The 21,097-nt window shown below is 67.0% G+C and carries 21 protein-coding genes and 1 pseudogene; 15 read left to right on the plus strand and 7 right to left on the minus strand.

The window, feature by feature from the left end; genetic code table 11:
- A partial coding sequence (locus tag ABIR74_RS00160) for a prepilin-type N-terminal cleavage/methylation domain-containing protein (protein ID WP_348174588.1) occupies positions 1-242 on the minus strand: 242 nt, incomplete at its 3' end.
- A gap of 305 nt (positions 243-547) precedes the next feature.
- On the opposite strand from ABIR74_RS00160, the gene ABIR74_RS00165 reads away from it, so the two are divergent.
- The 6 genes and pseudogenes from ABIR74_RS00165 to ABIR74_RS00190 form a co-directional block, all read left to right on the plus strand.
- Entirely contained in the window at positions 548-1,726 is a 1,179-nt protein-coding gene (locus ABIR74_RS00165) for a type IV pilus twitching motility protein PilT (RefSeq protein ID WP_348174589.1), read from the plus strand.
- Between the two features lie 63 nt (positions 1,727-1,789).
- Entirely contained in the window at positions 1,790-4,882 is a 3,093-nt protein-coding gene (pilM, locus tag ABIR74_RS00170; protein ID WP_348174590.1) for a type IV pilus assembly protein PilM, read from the plus strand.
- 5 nt (positions 4,883-4,887) lie between these two features.
- Positions 4,888-5,544, plus strand: coding sequence for a type 4a pilus biogenesis protein PilO (pilO, locus tag ABIR74_RS00175; protein WP_348174734.1), 657 nt, complete (start codon positions 4,888-4,890; stop codon positions 5,542-5,544).
- A complete protein-coding gene (locus tag ABIR74_RS00180) occupies positions 5,544-6,362 on the plus strand; it encodes a hypothetical protein (RefSeq protein WP_348174591.1) in 819 nt (272 codons plus the stop codon). The genes pilO and ABIR74_RS00180 overlap by 1 nt, the downstream gene beginning before the upstream one ends.
- A gap of 41 nt (positions 6,363-6,403) precedes the next feature.
- Positions 6,404-7,651 carry a type II secretion system F family protein gene (locus ABIR74_RS00185; RefSeq protein ID WP_348174592.1) on the plus strand — a complete coding sequence of 416 codons (1,248 nt, stop codon included), beginning with the start codon at positions 6,404-6,406 and terminating at the stop codon, positions 7,649-7,651.
- Positions 7,652-7,778: 127 nt separating this feature from the next.
- Positions 7,779-8,081: pseudogene (locus ABIR74_RS00190) on the plus strand (ArsC/Spx/MgsR family protein); the annotation flags it as partial.
- An 8-nt stretch (positions 8,082-8,089) separates the two neighbouring features.
- On the opposite strand, the gene ABIR74_RS00195 reads toward ABIR74_RS00190, so the two are convergent.
- The 3 genes from ABIR74_RS00195 to ABIR74_RS00205 form a co-directional block, all read right to left on the minus strand.
- Positions 8,090-8,638 carry a GDSL-type esterase/lipase family protein gene (locus ABIR74_RS00195; RefSeq protein ID WP_348174593.1) on the minus strand — a complete coding sequence of 183 codons (549 nt, stop codon included), beginning with the start codon at positions 8,636-8,638 and terminating at the stop codon, positions 8,090-8,092.
- Positions 8,639-8,774: 136 nt separating this feature from the next.
- Complete coding sequence (locus ABIR74_RS00200) at positions 8,775-9,215, minus strand: universal stress protein (protein ID WP_348174594.1); 441 nt, start codon at positions 9,213-9,215, stop codon at positions 8,775-8,777.
- Positions 9,216-9,303: 88 nt separating this feature from the next.
- A complete protein-coding gene (locus ABIR74_RS00205) occupies positions 9,304-9,771 on the minus strand; it encodes a Fur family transcriptional regulator (protein ID WP_348174595.1) in 468 nt (155 codons plus the stop codon).
- A gap of 47 nt (positions 9,772-9,818) precedes the next feature.
- Between ABIR74_RS00205 and ABIR74_RS00210 the strand changes: the two genes are divergently transcribed.
- The 9 genes from ABIR74_RS00210 to ABIR74_RS00250 all read left to right on the plus strand — a co-directional run bounded on the left by ABIR74_RS00210 (position 9,819) and on the right by ABIR74_RS00250 (position 18,024).
- Positions 9,819-10,697 carry a metal ABC transporter substrate-binding protein gene (locus tag ABIR74_RS00210; protein WP_348174596.1) on the plus strand — a complete coding sequence of 293 codons (879 nt, stop codon included), beginning with the start codon at positions 9,819-9,821 and terminating at the stop codon, positions 10,695-10,697.
- Positions 10,685-11,413 carry an ABC transporter ATP-binding protein gene (locus ABIR74_RS00215; RefSeq protein ID WP_348174597.1) on the plus strand — a complete coding sequence of 243 codons (729 nt, stop codon included), beginning with the start codon at positions 10,685-10,687 and terminating at the stop codon, positions 11,411-11,413. Before ABIR74_RS00210 ends, ABIR74_RS00215 begins: the two co-directional genes overlap by 13 nt.
- A complete protein-coding gene (locus ABIR74_RS00220) occupies positions 11,406-12,206 on the plus strand; it encodes a metal ABC transporter permease (RefSeq protein ID WP_348174598.1) in 801 nt (266 codons plus the stop codon). The genes ABIR74_RS00215 and ABIR74_RS00220 overlap by 8 nt, the downstream gene beginning before the upstream one ends.
- 18 nt (positions 12,207-12,224) lie before the next feature.
- Entirely contained in the window at positions 12,225-13,631 is a 1,407-nt protein-coding gene (locus ABIR74_RS00225) for an aromatic amino acid ammonia-lyase (RefSeq protein ID WP_348174599.1), read from the plus strand.
- Complete coding sequence (locus ABIR74_RS00230) at positions 13,621-14,493, plus strand: amidohydrolase family protein (RefSeq protein WP_348174600.1); 873 nt, start codon at positions 13,621-13,623, stop codon at positions 14,491-14,493. The genes ABIR74_RS00225 and ABIR74_RS00230 overlap by 11 nt, the downstream gene beginning before the upstream one ends.
- Entirely contained in the window at positions 14,490-15,014 is a 525-nt protein-coding gene (locus ABIR74_RS00235; RefSeq protein WP_348174601.1) for a cysteine dioxygenase family protein, read from the plus strand. Before ABIR74_RS00230 ends, ABIR74_RS00235 begins: the two co-directional genes overlap by 4 nt.
- 61 nt (positions 15,015-15,075) lie before the next feature.
- A complete protein-coding gene (locus ABIR74_RS00240; RefSeq protein ID WP_348174602.1) occupies positions 15,076-16,647 on the plus strand; it encodes a trimethylamine methyltransferase family protein in 1,572 nt (523 codons plus the stop codon).
- Positions 16,634-17,287: a gamma-glutamyl-gamma-aminobutyrate hydrolase family protein gene (locus ABIR74_RS00245; RefSeq protein WP_348174603.1), complete on the plus strand. Its 654-nt coding sequence runs from the start codon at positions 16,634-16,636 to the stop codon at positions 17,285-17,287. Before ABIR74_RS00240 ends, ABIR74_RS00245 begins: the two co-directional genes overlap by 14 nt.
- Positions 17,284-18,024 carry an IclR family transcriptional regulator gene (locus tag ABIR74_RS00250; RefSeq protein WP_348174604.1) on the plus strand — a complete coding sequence of 247 codons (741 nt, stop codon included), beginning with the start codon at positions 17,284-17,286 and terminating at the stop codon, positions 18,022-18,024. The genes ABIR74_RS00245 and ABIR74_RS00250 overlap by 4 nt, the downstream gene beginning before the upstream one ends.
- Here the strand turns inward: ABIR74_RS00250 and ABIR74_RS00255 are convergent.
- The 3 genes from ABIR74_RS00255 to ABIR74_RS00265 are packed head-to-tail and all read right to left on the minus strand — an operon-like array spanning position 18,021 to position 21,051.
- A complete protein-coding gene (locus ABIR74_RS00255; RefSeq protein ID WP_348174605.1) occupies positions 18,021-18,950 on the minus strand; it encodes a polysaccharide deacetylase family protein in 930 nt (309 codons plus the stop codon). The two genes, ABIR74_RS00250 and ABIR74_RS00255, sit on opposite strands and share 4 nt — an antisense overlap.
- Complete coding sequence (locus ABIR74_RS00260; RefSeq protein ID WP_348174606.1) at positions 18,947-20,053, minus strand: histidinol-phosphate transaminase; 1,107 nt, start codon at positions 20,051-20,053, stop codon at positions 18,947-18,949. The genes ABIR74_RS00255 and ABIR74_RS00260 overlap by 4 nt, the downstream gene beginning before the upstream one ends.
- Positions 20,050-21,051, minus strand: a complete 1,002-nt coding sequence (locus ABIR74_RS00265) for a Gfo/Idh/MocA family oxidoreductase (protein ID WP_348174607.1) — start codon at positions 21,049-21,051, stop codon at positions 20,050-20,052. Before ABIR74_RS00265 ends, ABIR74_RS00260 begins: the two co-directional genes overlap by 4 nt.
- Between the last annotated feature and the right edge of the window lie 46 nt (positions 21,052-21,097).

The raw sequence follows: 21,097 nt of genomic DNA on the forward strand, positions 1-21,097 counted from the left end.
GTCGCGTTCATGCCGACGTACGTGCCGAAGTCCGCGTAGTACGCCTCGACGGCCGGAACGGCCGAGCGGACGTTCGCCTGGGCTGCGGTCTTGTTGGCACGATCCTTGAAGCCGAGGTACGACGGCACTGCGATCGCGAGCAGGATGCCGATGATGACGAGCACGATGAGGAGCTCGATGAGCGTGAAGCCCGACTCCTCCTTGGCAAGCCGCGCCTGCAGCTTGGAGATGAACGAGGACATCTACTAACTCCTTACTAGGGGGGAAACCGACGTGCCGTTCATCGGTCGCCACGGGCGAAACGCTGCACCCCCGAATGGGTGATTCGCGGGTGACGACCTCACCCACGATGGATGACCGGGGTCAGTCGCGTGGGAGCAAGCTCGCGGCGGAGGAGGGGCGGGATCGTGTCAAGAGCAAGAGAATGCGTCCCAACGAGCGCGTCGCGTGACTGGCGCGGAAGCCTCGAGGGCGCGGAAAAAGCGGGATTCAAACCGATCTCGGTCAGACACTCAAGCCGGGCGCCGTCGCTGCCGATAGCAGCGGCGTGGATCCTTCAGAGCACACCGCCACTGCCACGCTGTCGGTCGACGCTCTCCTCGAGCGCGCTGTCGGCCTGAGCGCGTCCGACCTGCACCTGACGGCCGGCTCCTATCCCGCGGTTCGCCGGCGCGGGCACATCGAGCTGCTCGAGGACTTCCCCGTCCTCACCCCGGATCTGGTTCGTCAGCTCGTCTATCGCATCACGACGACGGAGCAGCAGAAGCACCTCGAGCTCAACCGCCAGCTGGACTTTGCCTACGGCGTACGTGGACTCGCCCGCTTTCGCGTCAACTCCTACTTTCAGCGTGGAAGTCTCGCGGCCGCGTTCCGCACGATTCCCACCGAGATCAAGTCGCTCGAACAGCTCGGCCTCCCGTCGAGCCTGCTCGACCTGACCACGAAGCCACGCGGTCTCGTGCTCGTGACCGGCCCAACCGGCTCGGGTAAGTCGACGACTCTCGCCTCGATGATCGATGAGATCAACAACACGCGAACCGATCACATCATCACGATCGAGGATCCGATCGAGTTCCTCCACTTTCACAAGCGCTGCATCGTCAATCAGCGCGAGATCGGCGAGGATGCACGCGGGTTCGCGGACGCGCTTCGAGGAGCGCTTCGGCAGGACCCGGACGTGATCCTCCTCGGCGAGATGCGCGACCTCGAGACGATCTCGACCGCGCTCACAGCGGCCGAGACCGGCCACCTCGTCTTCGGCACCCTGCACACGCAGAGCGCTCCGAGCACGATCGACCGGATCATCGATGTCTTCCCTGCCGAGCAGCAGGCCCAGGTACGGATGCAGCTCGCGAACACCCTGCAGGGGATCGTCACCCAGACGCTCCTCCCGACTCTCGATGGACGTGGTCGAGCCGTCGCACTCGAGATCCTCTTCCTCGACGACGCGATCCGGAACCTGATCCGGCAGGGGAAGATCGAGCAGGTTTACTCGTACATGCAGACCGGTACCCGTCGCGGCATGCAGACGATGGAGCAGTCGCTCACGGAGCTCGTTCAGAGCAAGAAGATCACGATCGAAGAGGCTGTCGGCCGCTCGAGTCGGCCGGACGCCCTGGTTTCGGCGCTCGAGCGCGCCGGAGTCCCAATCCCTGTCATACCCACCGACGCGACACCCGCCTCCTCGCCTGGACTCGGCGCGGGCCTGCGGGTGGCTGGGAGCTAGCCGCCAATGACCTCGTGGAATCCACTGAACGTCTTCTCGAACCCTGAGCGGAGGAACGGCACGATGCCGTCGGCCTCATTCGACCCGTCGAGCACCGGCGATCCGCTGCTCCCTGGTGGTGACCAGCCTTCGATCGGCTTCGGCACGACCCGGGCCGATGGGCACCTCGGCACGAGTGACCCGCAGCGCAGGCCGATCGGCTTTGCGCCGCCCGAGCAGGATCGTTCCGAGCCGAGCTACCGCACCGAGCTCTCCTTCAAGCGCCATGCGAGCCCGCCTCGCGCCAGCGCGACGCCCGAACAGCCGGGTGCAGAGGACTCGGAGTCATGGCACACGACCGAGGCCACTCGAACGGACGAGCCGGCGCTCGATGCAGTTGCCGACCGCACGAAGGCCGACGCCGACCCCGAGGACGCGAGCGTGCCGTTCTACAAGCGCGAGATCGGGTTCGGTCGCAAGAAGAAGGCCGCGACAAGCGAACCCGTCGGCGACGAGAGTACTGTGAATGACTCGTTCGAGGGCGCGAGCGACGAGGCAGAGTTCATGCCGCCCGCTAGCGCCGTGGTTGACGCGGCGCCGGTCGAGGAGCTCCAGGAGCCGCTTGCCGACGAGACCGAGAGTCGAACCGAGGTCGAGGCCGCCACCGAGCCGACCGTCGAGGACGCAATCGTGGATGAGGCGCCGCAGGCGAAGGTTCCGTTCTACCGGCGCGAGATCAGCCTGCGCCGCAAGCCCGAGGTGACAGAGAACGAGACCGAGGTCGCTGCCGCGGCGTTCGTCGCCTCATCCGCTGCCTCGGTCGAGAGCGATGCCGGCGAGAGCACCGATACCGGTGACGAAGGAGCCAACCAGGCCGACGTCGACGAGCCCGACCCCCTTGACGTCGCTTCGGCCGAGCACGACACCGCTGCGATGGAACCCGCCGTAGAATCGGTGGTCGAGCCGGAGGACGCCGTCGAGCCTGTTGTCGACTCCGTCGAGGCTGTTGGAGCCTCCGTCGAGCCTTTTATCGACTCCCTCGAGGCAGATGACGTCGTCGAAGCGGCGACCGACGATGCGTGGCTCGCTCAGGCCGACGGGTCAGATGCGGTCTCCGAGCCCGGCGACGCGACCTTTGACTTCGACATCGTCTCCGAGCCAGGCGACCCTCTCTTCGACTTCGACATCCTCTCCGACTCCAACACGCTCTCCGACGCCGACACGCCCTCCACCTCAGACACTATTGCCGAGGCCGTGCCGCCAATGATCGGCGAGGCGGACGACGTCGTCGTCCCGGAGAACGACGCAACGACGCCTGTCGCCGAGGTGGATGACGACGTTCCTTCGGCCGACGCGGTCTCGGACGACAAGCCTGCGGCCGGGACGCCAGTCGCGCCGGCCAGCCGTTTCTCGCGACGCAAGCCCAACCGCACGTCGAAGGACAAGGGCCGCCCATCGCGCAGCAAGAAGGGTCGTACGGTCGTCGGTCTCAAGATCGGCGCCTCCCAGATCGCCGCCGCTGTCGTCAACAAGTCAGACGAGGGTCACGAGCTCGTTGGGCTCGCGCGCCGCCCACTTGCTTCGGGGATCGTGGTCGACGGTGAGGTTCGCGATCACGATGCCCTCGCCATGGCGCTGAAGTCGTTCTTCGACGAGGAGAAGCTGCCCCGGAAGGACGTCCGCATCGGCGTTTCGAGCAATCGCATCGGCGTCCGCACGTTCGACCTTCTCGGCACGGTTGACGAGAAGCAGTTCGACAATGCGGTCAGGTTCAAGGCCCACGAGCTGCTGCCGGTCGCGGTACACGAGTCCGTGCTCGACTACCGCGTCCTGGGCGAGCGGCCGAACGCGGAGGGCGAGACGATGCGCCGCGTGCTCCTCGTCGTCGCGCCACGCGACCAGGTCGAGCCGTATGCACGCGTCGCAGACGCCGCCGGCCTCAAGCTCGCAGGGATCGATCTCGAAGCGCTCGCACTCCTGCGTGCGTTTGTCGAGCCCAAGCCGGCTGCCGCCGGAGTCGTCGCAGACACGGCAACGGTCGTCGTTGCGATCGGCCACGATTCGTCGACCCTGCTCGTTGCGGGTGGCGGCGCCTGCGAGTTCACCCGGGTCTTCGACTGGGGCGGAGGCGAGCTCGAGCAGGCGATCGCCTCGACCCTCGACGTCGATCTGGACGAGGCTGCAGTCATTCTCAAGCACCTCTCGCTGTCCGGGCCGGGCCTCAGGCTCGAGACACTCGACGACGACACGCGAGAGCGTGCAGTCGACGCGATCCGGCACCGGCTGACAACATTCGCACGCGAACTCGTCAACTCGCTGCAGTTCTACCAGACCCAGGCCGAGTCGCTCGGGATCGGCGGCATCGTTGTCACGGGCGGCACGTCGCACCTCGAAGGCCTCGAAGCTGCGCTGCAACAGATGATCGGTGTCGACGTCGAGATCGGCGATCCGCTCACCCGCGTCAGCCCGACCGGCGACTTCGACCCCGTCATCGAGGCGATGATCGGATCGATGGCTGTCCCGATCGGCCTCGCCATCGACGACGCCACGATGCGAGGCGTCAACCTCATCCCGGGCGACGCGGCCAAGCAGAAGAGCACGCGCAAGACTGCCCTCACGATCGCCGGACCTGTTGCGATCGCGGTTCCGCTCGTCGCACTCGGCTTCCTGTACGTCGGCGCGCGTGGTTCGGCCTCCGACAGCCAGTCTCAGATCGACGCGGTGGCAGCCGAGATCGCAAGCCTCCCGAAACCGGCGGCGCCGCGGATTGCAGCGAACATCGTTGGTGACGAGGCGGTTCGCGCCACCGCGGTTGCAAGCGTTCTCGGCGGGCGGGTAGCGTGGGACGCCGTCTTCCGCGATCTCTCGCTCGTCCTGCCTGCGAACGTCTGGCTGCAGAGCCTCTCCCTCGCTCAGCCCGAGAGCATCGACCCCGCGAGCGCCGCTGCAGTAGCCGCACCGCTTCCGGGTCAGGCCCCCGCGGCGCCAAGCGCAGTCAAGATCGACGGCTTCACGTACGACCAGCCGGACGTCGCACGCCTCCTCGCCCGACTGGCCGTCCTGCCAACCCTCGAGAGGGTGACGCTCGTGAGCAGCGAGCAGTCAAAGGTAGGGGACAAGGCTGTCGTCCACTTCGTCATCGTCGCTGACCTGAAGAACGCCGGAGGTGCCTCGTGAGTGCCATGCTTTCGTCCCCGAAGGGCAAGATCGGAGCGATCGCTGTGGGTGGCCTCCTCGTCCTCGCGGCGATCTGGTTCCTGATCGTCGCGCCGCAGCGGTCGCAGGCTGCGGAGCTCGATGCGCAGCTCGTGGCGGTGCAAGGAGAGCTGGTCGTGCGGCGCGCCGCCCTCGCGAACCCGTCGGTCTCGGTCTCGGTGAGGCCTACCGATCTCTTCCGGCTGGCGAAGGCGCTTCCGAACGAGATGGATATGCCGGGCATCCTGCTCGACCTGAATCGCCTCGCTCGAAGTAACGACCTCGTGTTCATCTCCGTGACGCCGGGCGTTCAGGTGGCCGGAACGGGGTACATGAAGCAGCCACTGAACGTGAGTCTCCGTGGTCGATTCTCCGACGTTTCGCGTTTCCTCGGCGAGGCTCGGAAGCTCGTCGCGGTTCGCGGAGGGCGGCTCGACTCTCGTGGCCGGTTGTACTCGGTGACGCAGGTGGAACTCGGTGCCCCGGAGGGCGGCGAGGCAAAGTTCCCGATCGTTCAGGCGCGGATTCTCGTCAACGCCTTCACCTTCAGCGCCCCGCCACCGGTTGCGCCGACAGGTACTGACCCGTCCACGACAACCGATCCGTCCTCGAGCGGGACGGTCGCGGCAGGAGCGACCCCCTGATGTCAAAGATGTCGAAAAAGCTGGATGATCAGCTTGCTGCCAAGGCGAAGAAGCAGAAGATGATTCTCATCGGCGGTGCCGTCCTCCTCGTGGCCGTGGCAGCCTTCCAGGTGCCGAAGCTCATGAGCGGTGGTGCTCAGGTCGAGGCTGTTCCCGCGGCGACCGACGGCTCAGGATCGACGCCGACGGCTCCGACGACACCCGCTTCCGGCACGGTGACGGGCACGGCGACGCCGACCGCCGTCACGATCAAGTCCGTTGGCAGCGTTGCCGGCGTGCCACTTCCCGCGGGGCCGGCCGTCGTCGCTGCGTCGGATCAGCTCGTTTCGTTCACGCTCTTCGAGGCCAAGGATCCGTTCGTCCCGCAGGAAGAGGTAAGTTCCGGCTCCCCCGCCGACACGTCGCCGCCCGCGGTCGCCAGCCCGGGGGCCGACGGAAAGGCGGCTCCGCCTGCCCCGTCAAGTTCTCCGCCGGCCGCTCCGAAGGCGGCACTCAACAGCGCGACGATCAAGATCGGCGGTAAGCCACAGCAGGTCGCAGTGAAGGGGAAGTTCCCGACCGACGAGCCAGCGTTCGTTCTCGTCTCGGTCGCGAAGAAATCGGCCAGGATCGCCGTCTCCGGTGGATCGTTCGCCAGCGGAGAGACGATCACGCTCACGATCGGGAAGAAGATCGTCCTCGTCAACACGGCGACGAATGTCCGCTACGAGTTGCTGCTCGTGCGGACCGAGAACGCCGCGACCTTCGCTTCCGAGGAGCCTGCCGCCGGTACCACTGCCGATCCGGCGGCCGCCGCGACCACCACCAAGAATCCGTGATTCCCGCCAGCGCGACCGTCGCCCGCACCTAGGAGCTCCCAATGCCGCAATTCGCCTATAACGCCATCAACGCGCAGGGGATCGAGCTCTCAGGAGAGATCCAGGCTGCCGATCTGGTCTCCGCGCGAGATGCGCTCCGCGGTAACGGCCTCTTTGCCGACTTCATTGCTGAGCAGAAGAGCGCTCGGACCGAGGGCGTCAAGACGCCGGGGTTCTTCGACAAGAAGGTGAAGCCGAAGTCGCTCCAGGTCTTCTCGCGCCAGTTCGCCACGATGATCGAAGCCGGCCTTTCGGTCGTCAGCGCGCTCGTCATCCTCGAGCAGCAGAGCGACGATCCGCCGCTGAGGCTCGTGATCGTGGACATCCGCGAGCAGGTCGAGACCGGAGCGCTCCTCTCGGAGGCGATGGCCGCCCATCCCACCGTGTTCAGCCGCCTCTACGTGGCGATGGTCGAGGCAGGCGAGGCAGCCGGCGTTCTCGACACGGTGCTCGACCGCGTCGCGGTCCAGATCGAGAAGGAGCAGATGATCAAGCGCCGGATCCGAGGGGCGATGATCTACCCATCCGTCGTCGTCGTGTTTGCGACGCTCGTGATGATGGGCATGCTGATGTTCCTCGTCCCGGTCTTCGTCAAGATCTTCGACCAGCTCGGCGGCGACCTGCCCATCCTCACTCAGTACGTCCTCAAGGCGTCGAATGCTCTCCGACACCCGTGGTTCCCCGGAGTCCCGATTCCCGGCGTCGTCTTCGTCGTCACCGGCTTCGGACTCGGTCTCTGGTCTTTCCGGAAATGGAAGGGGACCGAGAGCGGTCGCGCGCGATGGGATGCCTTCAAGCTCCACATCCCGATGCAGATTGGAACGGTCGTCCTCAAGGTCTCGATGGCGCGCTGGTCGCGGACGCTCGCGACGCTGATCGCGTCAGGCGTCGACATCATGCGAGCCCTCGAGATCACGGCGCAGACGTCCGGCAACTGGGTCGTCGAGAACGAGACGGCCGCGCTCAGGCTCCGCGTCGAGGAGGGCGCTGCAATCGCGACGCCCCTCATCGAGAGCGACATCTTCCCGCCGATGATCTCCCAGATGGTGAAGATCGGCGAGGAGACCGGCGAGCTCGAGAAGATGCTCTCGAAGGTCGCGGACTTCTACGAGGACGAGGTCGACGCGTCCGTGCAGGCACTCACATCGATCATCGAGCCGATGATGATGGTCGGCGTCGGCGCAATGGTCGGCGTGATCATCATCAGCATGTACCTGCCGATGTTCAAGCTGCTCACGCTCGTCAAGTAGCAGTCGCGTCGTCTGTCTGGTCTGTCTGGTCTGTCTGCAGCGCGCACTGCAACGGTCGAGCCCGTAGAGTGGCGTTATGGCCAGCGTCACGATCTACCACAACCCGCACTGAGGCAGCAGTCGCAATGCCGTGAGCATTGCGGAGGAGCTGGATGTCGACGCAAATGTCGTGCTCTACATCAAGACGCCGCCTGACGCCGCGACCCTGTGGGAGATCGTCGCGAAGCTCGAGGATCCCGTCACGGATCTCGTCCGCAGGGACTCGCTCTGGAAGAGGCTCGGGCTCACTGACGACGACGCCCGCACCGATGAGCAGGTCGTCGAGCTGCTCGTTCGGCACAAGCAGCTGCTCCAGCGGCCGGTCGTCGTGACGTCGGAGAAGGCGATCATCGGGCGGCCCAAGGAGCGAGTGCGCGCGCTCCTTGCCTAGGAACACGCTTACGGCATGTCGAGCGCGTCGGCGAACGCCCGCGCCCACATCGCGTAGCCAACGTCGTTCGGGTGAAACCAGTCGGCCGCGAGTTTGCCTCGCCAGGGTGGAATGATCGCGCCGCCGGTCTCCGCGACGCGGAGATCGAGGCGAGACGCCCACGCGCGAACGAGCTCGTTGAACGGGGCCACCGTCTTCGGTCGGCCGGGAATCGTGCCGAGTACCGTTCCCGCAGGAAGCACTGCCGTCAGCGTCTCGAGGTCAGCCGCCAGGTCATCGCGCCGGTTCGGCCTGAGATCGTTTGCGCCGACCGCGACCGTGATCAGGGCCGGCTCGAGCGCGAGTCGACGGGCAAGCGGTAGCTGATCGCCGATGACATCGCGAACGCGGCCCCCGCTCTGCGAGAGGTTGACGACTCGCCACTCCCGTCCGTCGGCGACCATCAGCCCGTGCAGCTGACCCACCCAGCCACGGTCGAACGCCGAAGCACCGATGCCCTGGGCCGTGGAATCGCCGAGGGCGAGCCACAGAGGCTCCGATCGTCCGAGTGCGACCACGTTCGAGCGGTGCCACGCGTTCGCGTATGGCGTGATCTGGGCGCGAACCGAACGAACGCCGGGGATCAGCGAGAGAAGACGTCCCCTCGCCGACGTCCGGCGGGGAGGGAGGGGCTGGAGATGCTCGTCGGCCAGGTCAGTCGACGACGAGAACGCTCGAGCCGAGCTCGCGCTCGACCTCGGCGGCAACGTCGGTGCCGATGAGACGACTCAGGAATCCATGATGCTGCGCTCCGAGCACGACGAGGCGTGCCTCGCGATCGCGCGCGGTCGCTCCGATCTTGTCCGCGGCGTTGCCGACGGCCCAAACGTAGTCGGCCTCGAGCCCCGCCTCCTCGATCCGACCTCGTGCCCTGGCGAAGAGCGCCTCGAGCTCGGGGGGCTCGACGAGCGGCATCATCTCCGCGCTCTCGTTGATGCTGCCGAAGTTCTGAGGCCCCTCTGGATCGAGGAGCATCTCCAGCACCGACAGAACGACGAGCGTGTCGCCGGACGACGTCGCCTCGGCGATCGCGCGGTCGAGTGCACGATCGGCGCCCTCGGAGTCGTCGTACCCGATGAGAATCGTTCCGGCCATGTCGACAGGATCGCATTTCTCGGCGGCCGCGGCGGCACTGCCGCCGTGGCCGGCCGAGCGACCGAGTCCTGGCCCGGCCCCGCCCGGGCTAGCCGCTACCGGCGGGCGGGGGCGGGACGCAGTCACCGCAGTATCCGTGGAGGACGACTTCGTGCCCTCGCATGGCGTAGGCGAGTCGGCTCGCTGTCTGCTCGAGCGCCTGCTCGAGGCCGGGGTCGGAGAACGGCTCCACTTTCCCGCAGTCGTCACAGACGAGGTGATGGTGGTGGTCTCCGTCTGCATGTGACGGCTCGAATCGGGCGACACCGTCCCCGAGTTCGACCCGCTGTACCAGATCGAGCTCGACGAGCTGGTCGAGCGCCCGGTAGACGCTCGCGATTCCCACCCGGCCGCCCTGCCCGCGGATGCCGTCGAAGATCTCCTGCGCGGACTTGCAGCAGGGTTGCTCCCCGAGGTGCTCGACAACGGCACGCCGGGCGCCGCCGTTCCGAAGGCCCTGTGCCTGCAGGCTCTCGAGCGCCTGGGCGCTCCAATCAGAGGCGTGGTGGTGGTGCATTGCCGATAATGATACCAATTACCATTATTCTGGTAGCCTGCGACCACGTGTTTTCGAGAACCATTCTCTTTTGTGTCGTTCTCGTCGCGACAGCCGCGCTCGTTGCGGGCTGTGGCGGCGGTGCGAGCTCCGGGAACGAGAAGGCGATTGTTGCAGGCTTCTACCCGCTCGCGTTCGCCGCCGAGCAGATCGCAGTCGGCGGGACGGCCGTCAGGAACCTCACACCCGCCGGGGCGGAGCCCCATGACCTCGAGCTGACGCCGAGCGACGCCCGTGCGGTCGGCGACGCAGCGCTCGTGCTCTATCTCGGGGAGGGATTCATGCCCGGGCTCGAGACTGCCGTGGCGCAGCGCGAGGGCCGTTCCCTCGATCTGCTCGGCGGAGAGGAGCTGGAGCAGGAGAGGAACGAGGACGGAGAGATCGTGCCCGACCCGCACGTGTGGCTCGACCCGATTCGCTTCGCCGCCATGGCGCGCGCGATCGGGGCCGAGCTCGGGCAGACGGAAGCGGCCGCGCGTCTCTCCGGCAGGCTCGAACGACTCGACGCCGAACTTCGCCGTCGGCTTGCAATGTGCAAGCGACGCCAGATCGTCACGAGCCACGCTGCGTTCGGCTATCTCGCGTCGCGGTACGGCCTCGAGCAGGTGCCCCTCGAAGGGCTCTCGCCCGAGGCAGAGCCGTCGGCTCGCGGCATTGCCGACCTCGTCGAACTCGTGAAGACCTCGGGAGCAACGACCGTGTTCTTCGAGACGCTCGCCTCGCCAAAGCTCGCAGAAACGGTCGCGCGTGAGGCCGGCATCGAGACGGCTGTGCTGAACCCACTCGAAGGGCTGACCGACGACGAGATTGCCGCCGGGGAGGACTACTTCTCCGTCATGCGAGCGAATCTCGCTGCGCTCCGGAAGGCACTCGGATGTCAGACCTGACGCCCGTTGTCGAGCTCGAGGACGTCTCATTCGGCTACCGCGCCGGCGTCCGCGTGCTCGAGGATGTCTCCCTGCGTGTGGACGCGGGCGAGTTCGTCGCGATCGCCGGCCCGAACGGTGGCGGCAAGACAACGCTCCTTCGCCTCGTGCTCGGCCTCGAGCGCCCGACGGCAGGCAGCGTGAGGGTTTTCGGATGGGCGGGCGCCAGGAGTGTCGACGGCGCCCGGATCGGCTACCTCCCGCAACGAGCCCGGCTGATCGGCGAGGCTCCGGTCACGGTGCGCGAGGTCGTATCCACAGGGCGCCTCGCGCCTGCGGGCATCTGGGGGCCACTGCGCCGCGCCGACCGCGAGGCAGTCGCACGGGCGATCGATACGGTGGGTCTTTCCAACCGCGCGGACTCGCCGCTCCGGACGCTCTCCGGTGGCATGCAACAGCGCGCGCTGATCGCGAAGGCGCTTGCCTCCGAGCCCACGCTGCTCGCGCTCGACGAGCCGACCACAGGTGTCGACGCCGAGTCCCAGGAATCGCTCGGCCTCCTCCTCGGGGGGCTACGCGAGCAGCTCGGTGTCACGATCCTCTACGTCTCGCACGAGTTTGGCGCCGTCGAGCACGTCGTCGACAGGATCGTCCTCGTCCGCGGCGGCATCGTCTACGACGGGCCGCCGAGCGGCTTGCCCGGCGTGTGGCACGACCCGTCGCACACGCATGCTTGAGCTCGAGTTCATGCGGCTCGCGCTGGCGACCGGGGCGGTCGTGGGCTTGCTCGCGCCCGCAGTCGGATTCTTCCTCGTCGAGCGGAAGGCCTCGCTGATCGGCGATGGGCTCGGACACATGGCATTCGCCGGTGTCGCGTTCGGCTACCTGCTCGGGATCTCGCCGGTGCTGACTGCTCTCGTTGCGGCCGTGATCGGTGCGCTCACGATCGAGTGGCTACGGACGCGAGGCGGTACGGCAGGTGACCAGGCGCTCGCCCTCGTCTTCTACACGGGGATTGCGGCGGGCGTCGTGCTCGTGTCGAAAGCCGGGGCGCTCAACGTCAACCTCTTCCAGTTCCTCTTCGGCTCGATCCTCACGGTCACGCGCGACGATCTCTGGACGGTGCTCGTGCTCGGGATCGGTGCGCTCGTCACGATCGCTGTTCTCTTTCGCGGTCTCGTCGCGACGGTGCTCGACGAGGAGGGTAGTCGCGTCGCCGGCGTTCCCGTGACGCGCCTCAACGTGGTCGTCGCAGTTCTCGCCGCACTCACCGTTGCGGTCTCGATGCGCATCGTCGGGATCCTTCTGATCGCCGCTCTCATGGTGCTGCCGGTGATCGCCGCGAACCGCGTTGCCTGGAGCCTCCGCTCGACGTTCGCTCTCTCGATGGCGTTCGGCCTCAGCTCGGTGCTCGCAGGGCTATCGATCGCGTACTACGCCGACCTACCGCCCGGGGGCACGATCGTCCTCGTAGCGGCCGGGACCTTTGCACTCTGCGCCGTGGGTAGCGCGGTAGCACGACGCGTATGAGCATCTAGGGTGGGGTTCGTGGACAGCGTCGTTCTCACAGGCTCGGATCTCACGCTTGACGAACTGCTCGCCGTCGCTCGACGGCGCACGCGCGTGGAGTTCGCTCCGACGGCTCTCGAGCGCATGACCCGGGCCCGCGAGATAGCCGAGCGCACGATCGATGAAGGTACGAGCGCGTACGGCGTCACCACCGGCGTCGGGAGTCGCAAGTCGTTCGCCGCTGACTCCCCGGGGCACGATCGTCTGCTCGTACGCCAGCACGTGACCGCGCAAGGCTCCCCGGTCGCGCACGAGATCGTGCGAGCGATGGCGGTGCGGTTGGCGAACGCGTTTGCTTCCGGGACGACGGTCGCGCGACCGATTCTCGCCCAGCTCGTCGTCGATGCACTGAACGCCGACAGGCTTCCCGCGGTTCGCTCGCTCGGCTCGATCGGGTTGAGCGACCTCGCTCAGATGGCGGATCTCGTGGACGGGGTTCTCGGAGACTTCGAGCTTGCGCGGGGCGAGGGGATCGCACTGCTCAACCAGGCCTCATTCTCGACGGCGTACGGTGCGCTCGCCTTCGCCGATGCCGCTGTGTTGCTCGACATGCTCGATGCCGCCGGTGCGCTCGATCTCGAGGCATTCGGCGCCAACCGGAGTGTGCTTCATCCCCGTGTCGGCGAGGTTCGTCCCTACCCGGGCCTGCAGAGCACACTCGTGCGCCTTCGGGCGCTGCTCGCAGGGAGCGAGGTCGAGGCCCGCGCGCTGCAGGATCCGGTGAGCTTTCGTACCCTCGCGCACGTGAACGGCGGTGCGCGCGATGCCCTCGACTTCGTCGGAGCCCAGATCGCGATCGAGCTCAACGCAGCACAGTCGAACCCTCTCGTGCTCATCGACGAGGGGGTGGTGATCTCGGTGGGAAACTTCGAGATTCAGCCGTTCGCAAGTGCTCTCGACTTTGCCCGCATCGCGCTCGCCCCCGCGATCACGAGCGCCGCGGAACGGGCTGTGAAGCTGCTCCAGGCGCCGCTTACCGGCCTGCCCGAGGGGCTCGGGGCGCGACCTGCGATGGCCGAGAGTGCGCTGAGCGAGTTCGGGATCGCGGCCCAGGCGTTCGCCGCGGAAGCCCGGCTCCTGGCGCAGCCCGTCTCGTTCGAGAACGTCTCGACGACGCAGGCCGAAGGACTCGAGGACAGGATGACGATGGCGCCGCTCGCGGCACGCCGACTCGAGGCGATGGTCGAGCTCGGTGCGCGAGTCGTGTCGATCGAGCTGCTCCTCGCCGCGCAAGCGTGCGACCTCCGCGGCTCCCGGCTCGGCGCCGGCACCGGTGCCCTCCGTACGAAGGTTCGCGAGTTCGCCCCGTTCCTCGACGAGGGCGGCATTCTTCCGGACCTGGAGTTGCTCGTTGACGAGATCCGCTCGGGGAGTCTTGCGAGCTGAAGTGGGCGCGATCGACGTCCACCAGCACCTCTGGCCGCGCGCATTCATCGATGCGCTGTCGGCGCGCGACGGCGTGCCGCGACTCGAGGGCAACATGCTCTTCCTGCCCGAAGGAACGTATGAGGTCGAGCTGGGCGATCATCGGCTCGAGAAGCGACTCTCGCAACTCGACGTAGCGGGCATCGATGTCGCTGTCGTCTCGCTGCAGCCGACGTTCGGGTTCGAGGCGCTCCCCGCTGGGGAGCGCGCGCATCTCGAGCAGGTCTGGGAGGACAACATTCTCGAGCTCGCCGAGGCGTCGCAAGGGCGGATCGTCCCTCTCGCCGCGAGTCGGCCACGGGATGGGTTCGCCGGCGTCTCGGTCGGCGCCGACGCGCTCGACGACCTCGACGGACTGACTCCCGTTCTCGACGCGGTGCGGGGGTCGGGCTTCCTCTTCGTTCACCCGGTCGCGGGTACGCCGGTGCCCGGCGCTCCTCCCTGGTGGCCGGCGCTCGTCGACTACACCGCGCAGATGCAGCGCGCGTACTTCGCGTGGCTTGCCGGCGGGCAGAGCCGCTGGCCCGACGTCAACATCGTGTTTGCCATCCTCGCGGGCGGCGCGCCCATCCAGCTCGAGCGACTCGCTTCGCGTGGTGTCGACGTGCGCTCCGTTCTGTTTTCGAACGTCTTCTTCGACACATCGTCGTACGGAAGGCGCGCGCTCGAAGTTTGCGTCGAGACCTTCGGCGTCGAGCAACTCGTGCACGGCAGCGACGCACCCGTGATCGATCCCGGGGCGACGCTCGGGGCGATAAGGGGTTTCGGTGAGTCCGTCGAAAAACTCGTTACAGTGGACAACCCGAATCGACTTCTGACATGAACCCCCTGGCCACATTTCTCACCGAGCGCATCTCGCCCGGCCTCGACCTCGCTCGACCGGAGCTCAACGATCTGGCGTGTGCGATCGGGAAGGATGAGAGCCTCTGGAAGGAGTTCGAGCGTCACGATTCGGGGGTGCGTCAGTATCAGCAGCTCTATCGAGACCCGAACATCGACGTCTGGTTGATCTGCTGGATGCATCGACAGGACACCGGGTACCACGATCACGATCGCTCGTCAGGCGGCGTCTACGTCTGCAGCGGGATGCTCTGTGAGGATCACTTTCACCGCGACGAGGACGGGTGGATTCGCGAACGGACGAAATACCACGAGGCGGGTGGCTCATTCGACTTCGACGCCGCCTACATCCACGGCGTGCGCAACGAGACCGAGGTGCCTGCCACGTCGATCCACGTCTACTCGCCCGCGCTCTGGCGTATGGGGCACTACGAGGAGGACGCGAACGGGGTCATGCGGCGAATCGCGATGACCTACGCCGACGAGTTGCTCGGCGCCGCCTGACGCAACTGCTTCGCCTGGATCACCGTGGTTGCACAGCCGCCGATGCAGCCATAATGCAACTATGGTTGCAGATTCAGCCGATGGCCATTCCCGGGGCGGTCGCAGTTCGAGGGTCGAGCGTGCCGAACGTCGCGCGGCACGGGCGAGACCCTCCCGGTTCGTCGGCACGCCACCGCAGAACGCGCTCGGGCCGGTAGCACTGCTCGCCGACGATCAGCTCGCTGCCGTGCACGACGCGTCGCTCGATTTGTTGCAAGAGACCGGTGTCGAGTTCATGGGAGCGGCTGCCCGGTCGGCGTTCGCGTCGGCGGGTGCGCTTGTCGACGACGAAACGGGTGTGGTGCGCATTCCGCGCGAGGTCGTACAGCATGCCCTCGGCTCGGTTCCGGCGCAATTCGTCGTCACTCCCCGGAACCCGACGCGACGGCTCGAGATCGGTGGCGATCGTGTCGCCTTCGGCCTCGTCGCCGGTCCGCCGACGGTGCACGATCGCGTGCGCGGGCGTCGCACGGGCAACCTCGACGACTACATCACCCTGGTCAAGCTGGCGCAGTGCTTCGACATCATCCATTTCATCGGCAATCAGCCGACGTCACCGCAGGAACTCCCTGTCAGTACGCGCCACCTGGACACGTACCTCGCGAACCTCACATACACGGACAGGACGTTCCATTGTCTCGCGATCGGTCGCGAGCGGACGATCGACGGGATCGAGATGATGGCAATTTCGCGTGGCCTGACGTTGGAGGAGGTCATCGATGACCCCTGCGTCCTCACGATCATCTCCGTCAACTCCCCGCGCCGCTTCGATGAGGCGATGACCGACGGTCTGATGGCGATGGCCGAGCACGGTCAGCCGGCCGTGATCACCCCGTTCACTCTGATGGGGGCGATGACCCCGGTGACGCTCGCCGCGGCGCTCGTCCAGCAGAACGCCGAAGCGCTCGCCGGGATCACGCTCACCCAGCTGGTTCGCCCGGGTGCGCCGGTCGTGTACGGCGCGTTCACATCCAACGTCGACCTGCGCAGCGGCGCCCCTGCCTTCGGCACGCCGGAGAATGCCCGCGCCACGATCGCCGCAGGCCAACTTGCGCGGCACTACCGCATTCCCTACCGAGCCAGCAATGCCAGTGCAAGCAACGCGGTCGATGCCCAGGCTGCGTACGAGTCGCAGATGTCGATCTGGTCGTCGATTCTCGGAGGCGCACATCTCGTCTACCACGGTGCGGGTTGGATGGAGGGCGGGCTCACCGCGTCGTTCGAGAAGCTCGTGATCGATGTCGAAATGCTCCAGATGATCGCCGCCACGATTGCACCTGCCGACGTCTCGACGACAGAGATCGAAGCGGGGCTTGCTGCGATCTCCGAGGTCGCGACGGGTGGGCACTTCTTCGGATCGGCGCACACTCTGGCCCGCTATGAAACCGCCTTCTACGAGCCGCTCGTGTCGAACTGGCAGAACTACGAGAGTTGGGAGGAGGCCGGCTCCCTGACAGCAGACGTGCGCGCCACCCGTGTCTGGCAGGAAGCGCTCGAACGGTACGAGCAGCCCCCGCTCGACGCAGACGTCGAGATGAAACTGGCCGCCTACGTGGCTCGGCGCAAGATCGAGCTCCGCGATGTCGACCACTGACCCCGCCGGAACGACCGGTACGAAGCGCCTCCTGTTCGTGATCTCCGAGCGGGAGGGCGGTATTACACCGGAGTGGCGCAATCGCTACCTCGAGGCCGAAGCTCAGATCTCGTCGCTCACCGATGCACACGTCGAGTCGCGTCATTACTGGGCGATCGAGGCACCCGACGCCGATGCCCTGGTGCTCTCGGGCTCTGGAGAGCCATGGGCACTGCATGCCCCGGCTGCGCTTGAACGGTTCTACGACGTCCTGCGTTCCTACGACGGCCCCGTGTTGGGGATCTGTGCTGGCATGCAGACGCTCGTGCGGGCTGCCGGCGGTTCCATCGGCCCTGCGGGGCAGTCGACGCACGGGTTCGCACGCGTCGGGATCGTCGACGACTCCGACCTCTTCGCGGGCTGCTCCCCGTCCATCGAGGTGTTCCAGGACCACAGCTACGAGGTCACCGATGTTCCCTCCGGGATGCGCGTGCTCGCCACGAGCGCGACGTGCAGCGTCGAGGCGATCGCCGCTGGCGATCGCCCCTGGTGGGGCACCCAGTTCCATCCGGAGGCCTGGGACCGGGAGCACCCGGACGGGCAGGCGATCATCGAGAGCTTTCTTCGGATCGCGGATCTGACAGCGAGCGACCACCGGTGAATCCTGGCACCGCCGCGCTGATCCGCGGCCTGGAGGTACTCGACACCCTGGCCGATCCAGGAGTGGCTCGCGATGGCCTCGGTGTCGTGCGACTGACGGAGCTTGTCGGGGGTGACAAGAGCCAGTTGTCCCGGACGCTGCAGGCTCTCGACGAGCGGGGATACGTCGACCGGGATCCAGTCACGCTGGCCTACCGTCTCGGCTGGCGCGTGTTTGGCCTCGCGGCGAGGGCCGGGGACCCGCGACTGCTGGAGGCGGCACGGCCTGTCCTTCGCGAGCTCGTTCGCGAGTTCAACGAGAGCGTTCATCTCTCCGTCCGCCAGGGTGACGCGGTTCTGACGCTCCTGACGGAGTCACCGGTATCCACGCTTCACGCGCCGGGGCGAGTGGGAAGCCTGACGCCACTTGCAATGACCTCGGCGGGTCGAGTGCTCGTCTGCGACCTCACGTCGGAGGAGCTGGACACGCTCGGGCTGCAAGAAGCTCGCGCCGCTATTGCGGACGTCACGGTTCGGGGCTTTGCGATCGTCAGGGAGGAGTTCGAATCGGGGCTCGTTGCTGCCGCCGCGCCGATCCGGGGTTCTTCGGGCGCTGTCGTCGCAGCCATCAACGTGTCCGCTCCGTTGTTCCGGTTCGAGGATCGGCTCGAGGAAGCCGCTGCGCGCCTTGTCCTTGCTGCGAACGAGCTCTCGGGCGCTATCGGCGGGACGCATGAACCGACACGCGACACCGGCTAGACGGTTGCTCGTGGCACGTCGCGGGGTGGGTATCGCTCGAGCCACCAGCGCGCGATGTCGCCACGGCGCATGAACGAGACGTCCGGCGTGCGTCGTGCATGGTCGAGGAACGCGCGCAACGCCGCCGCTCGGGCTGCCTGCCCGCTCCAGCGCGCGTGCACGGCGACGGTCATCATCGTTGTGCGCCCTTCGTGCACGAGCTCGTCGAGTCCCATGACGAGCGTGTCGAGGAAGTCTCGCGGGCTCGCGAAACCGGGGTTCATCAGGAAGCGGCTGTCGTTGTACGTCTTCGAGTAGGGGACGACGAGGAACGGTTGTCCGTTGCACAGTGCGTAGTAGGGAACGTCGTCGGCGCAGCCGTCTGAGTCGTAGAGGAAGCCGCCATCTTCGACGAGGAGCTCGCGCGTCGCGTCGCTCGGCCATGACGGACAGTTCCAGCCGATCGGGCGATAGCCGAGGGTCTTCTCGTAGCTCGCGATCGCACGCCGAAGATGCTCCCGCTCCTCGTCACGTGACATGTCCCAGAGCGGGATCCAGCGCCAACCGTGGCCGAGGAGATCGTGCCCGTGCTCGTGCATCCACGCGGGAACCTCGGGATTCAGCTCGAGCGCCACGGCAGCAGCGGACACCGTCACGGGCACGGCCGCCTCGTCGAAGATACGAGCGAGGCGCCACACGCCTGCGCGGCTGCCGTATTCGTAGTGTGCTTCGGTGCCGGGATCGCGTCGCGGGGGGTGCACTCCGGCATCGGCGTACTCCCCCCACCCCTCGTTGCGTTCGTCACCCCAGAGAACGGATGCCTCCGAACCTTCCTCGTACACCAGCACGAAGTTGACAACGACCTTCGCGCCGTCCGGCCACGAGAACGTCGGCGGCGTGCGTCCGTAGCCGACGAGATCGCGCTGTCTGACCCGATCAGGGATCACGGCGCCCCCTCGGCCTCGATCACCCGCGCGATCGCCGCGACGAGTGCATCGTTCTCCTCACGACGACCGATGCTGATCCGCACGAGTGAATGCAGTGGCCTGATGACGACGTTATGCGCCAGGACCGAGGCGGCGAACGCGGAAGCGGCCGGCGGCTCGGAGCAGTCGACGGGCAGGAAGTTCCCACCGGAGGCGTAGGCGCGGAGGCCGAGGCCTCGAAGAACTGGAAGGAGTCTCTCCCGCTCGCGCGTGATGCGCTCGACCTGCAGCTGGTGGTACCCCTCGTCCTCGAATGCCGCGAGGCCGGCGTGGAGCGAGGGCCCGCTGACCGAGCTGCCGGGCACGAGGAAGCGGTCGACGTAGTCGAGTAGAGCGGCGTTGCCGACGGCGTACCCGACCCGGACGCCAGCGAGGCAATAGGCCTTCGAGAACGTGCGGGTGATGATGAGGTTGTCGTACTCGTGCGCGAGGTGCATCGGGTCGCGGGCGGGGTCGAAGTCGGCGTAGGCGGCATCGAGCAGGAGCGGCACGCCCGTGTCAGCGATCCGCCTGATGTCGGCGAGTTCCATCGCGTTCCCTGTCGGGTTGTTCGGTGTACAGATGACGACCAGTCGCGTCTCGCTCGTGATCTCAGCGAGCATGAGTGGAGCGTCGTAGCGAAAGCCGTCCTCGCTCCGCGAGAGTGGGATGTCCACGATGTGTGCCTCGAGCGCTTCGAGGCGCCGGCGGAAGACGGGCCAGGAGGGATCGGGGAGGACGACCTCGCTTCCGGCGCGCAGGAAGGTGCGGAAGACGGCATCGATCACCTCGGTTGAGCCTGCGGTGACAAGCACCTGCGCGGTGTCCACGCCGTGGCGCTCGGCCAGTGCGACCTGGAGAGGCGAGGTCGGAGGGGGAGAGAGGTTCGCGTCCGTGAAAGCCCGCTCGAGTGCCTCGCGTACGCGAGGCGATGGGGGCTCGGTGTTCTCGTTCGATGCGAGACGGATCAGATCCGGGTTGCTCGTCGACGCGGCAAGGTGCGCGAGGTAGGCCCGGTTGGACGGCAGCGCAGTCGCCGCAGGTACGAGGAAAGCCCCCACGGAGCTCTCGTCCGTCACCGTCACGGTGCGTGAACCTCGGTCACCTCGACGACGCGACCACCTTCGAGCAGCGACCGCTCGCATGCGAGCGCGGTTGCGAGTGTCCCGATCGCGTCGCGAGGTGTGCAGAACACGGAATCCGGGGCGCCGACCTCGATCGCCTCGACGAAGCGGGCGATGGCGCGCTCGAACGGATGCACCACCATCGTCTCCTTGATCCGGACGTCTCCGACCTGCCCGGTGAGGGTGAAGGCGGGGTCGAGCTTGATATGAAGCGTTGCCGACGGTGCGAGCACGTCCAGCGTGTACGCGCCAGGTTGCCCCTGCTTCGTCCACGCGAGGATCACCGTGCCGACCGCCCCGCTCGCGAATCGCAGCGTGATCGTCGCCGCGTCCTCGATGTCGCCCGGGTCGAGCTCGCTCTGGGCGAGATGAATGCCCGTCGCAGCGACCTGCACCGATTCGACCTCGCCGGCAACGGCGCGCTGAAGATCGAGCTGGTGGCTGCCTCGCTCGAGAAGATTGCCGCCGCCGCCCGACCGCTCGAGGAACCACGGGCGGGCCGCTGTCGGGCCGACACTGACCCCCCAGAGGTAGGCAACCGGCTGGTCGCCGAGCGCGGCGACCAGGTGCTCGAGCGCCTCGGTCGCATGCCATTGGTAGCCGATTGCACATACGACGGCTGCGCGCTCGGCCGCCTCGGCGATCGCGATCGCATCCTCGAGCGTCCGCGCGATCGGCTTCTCGAGGAAGACCGGTAAGCCCCGCTCCATGGCGGCAACTGCGGGCGCCCGATGAAGGAGTGGCGGCGTCGCGACCCAGACGGCGTCGAGCTCCTCGTTGTCGAGCAGCTCCTCCCAGGCGCCGTAGCTGCGCGCGCCTTCCGGAGCGACCTTCGCCGCGCGCTCGAGATCGATGTCGCACACCGCGACCACGTCGTGGCCGAGCTTGCGGAGGACGAAGACGTGGTCGGTGGCGATCCAGCCGGCGCCGATGAGCCCGATGCGGAGAGGAGCAGCCACGCTCCTACTCTATGTTCGCGGGCCGACCCTGCGCGCCGCCTGACCC

It is taken from the genome of Gaiella sp. (assembly GCF_039915195.1).
Classification (GTDB): Bacteria; Actinomycetota; Thermoleophilia; order Gaiellales; family Gaiellaceae; genus Gaiella.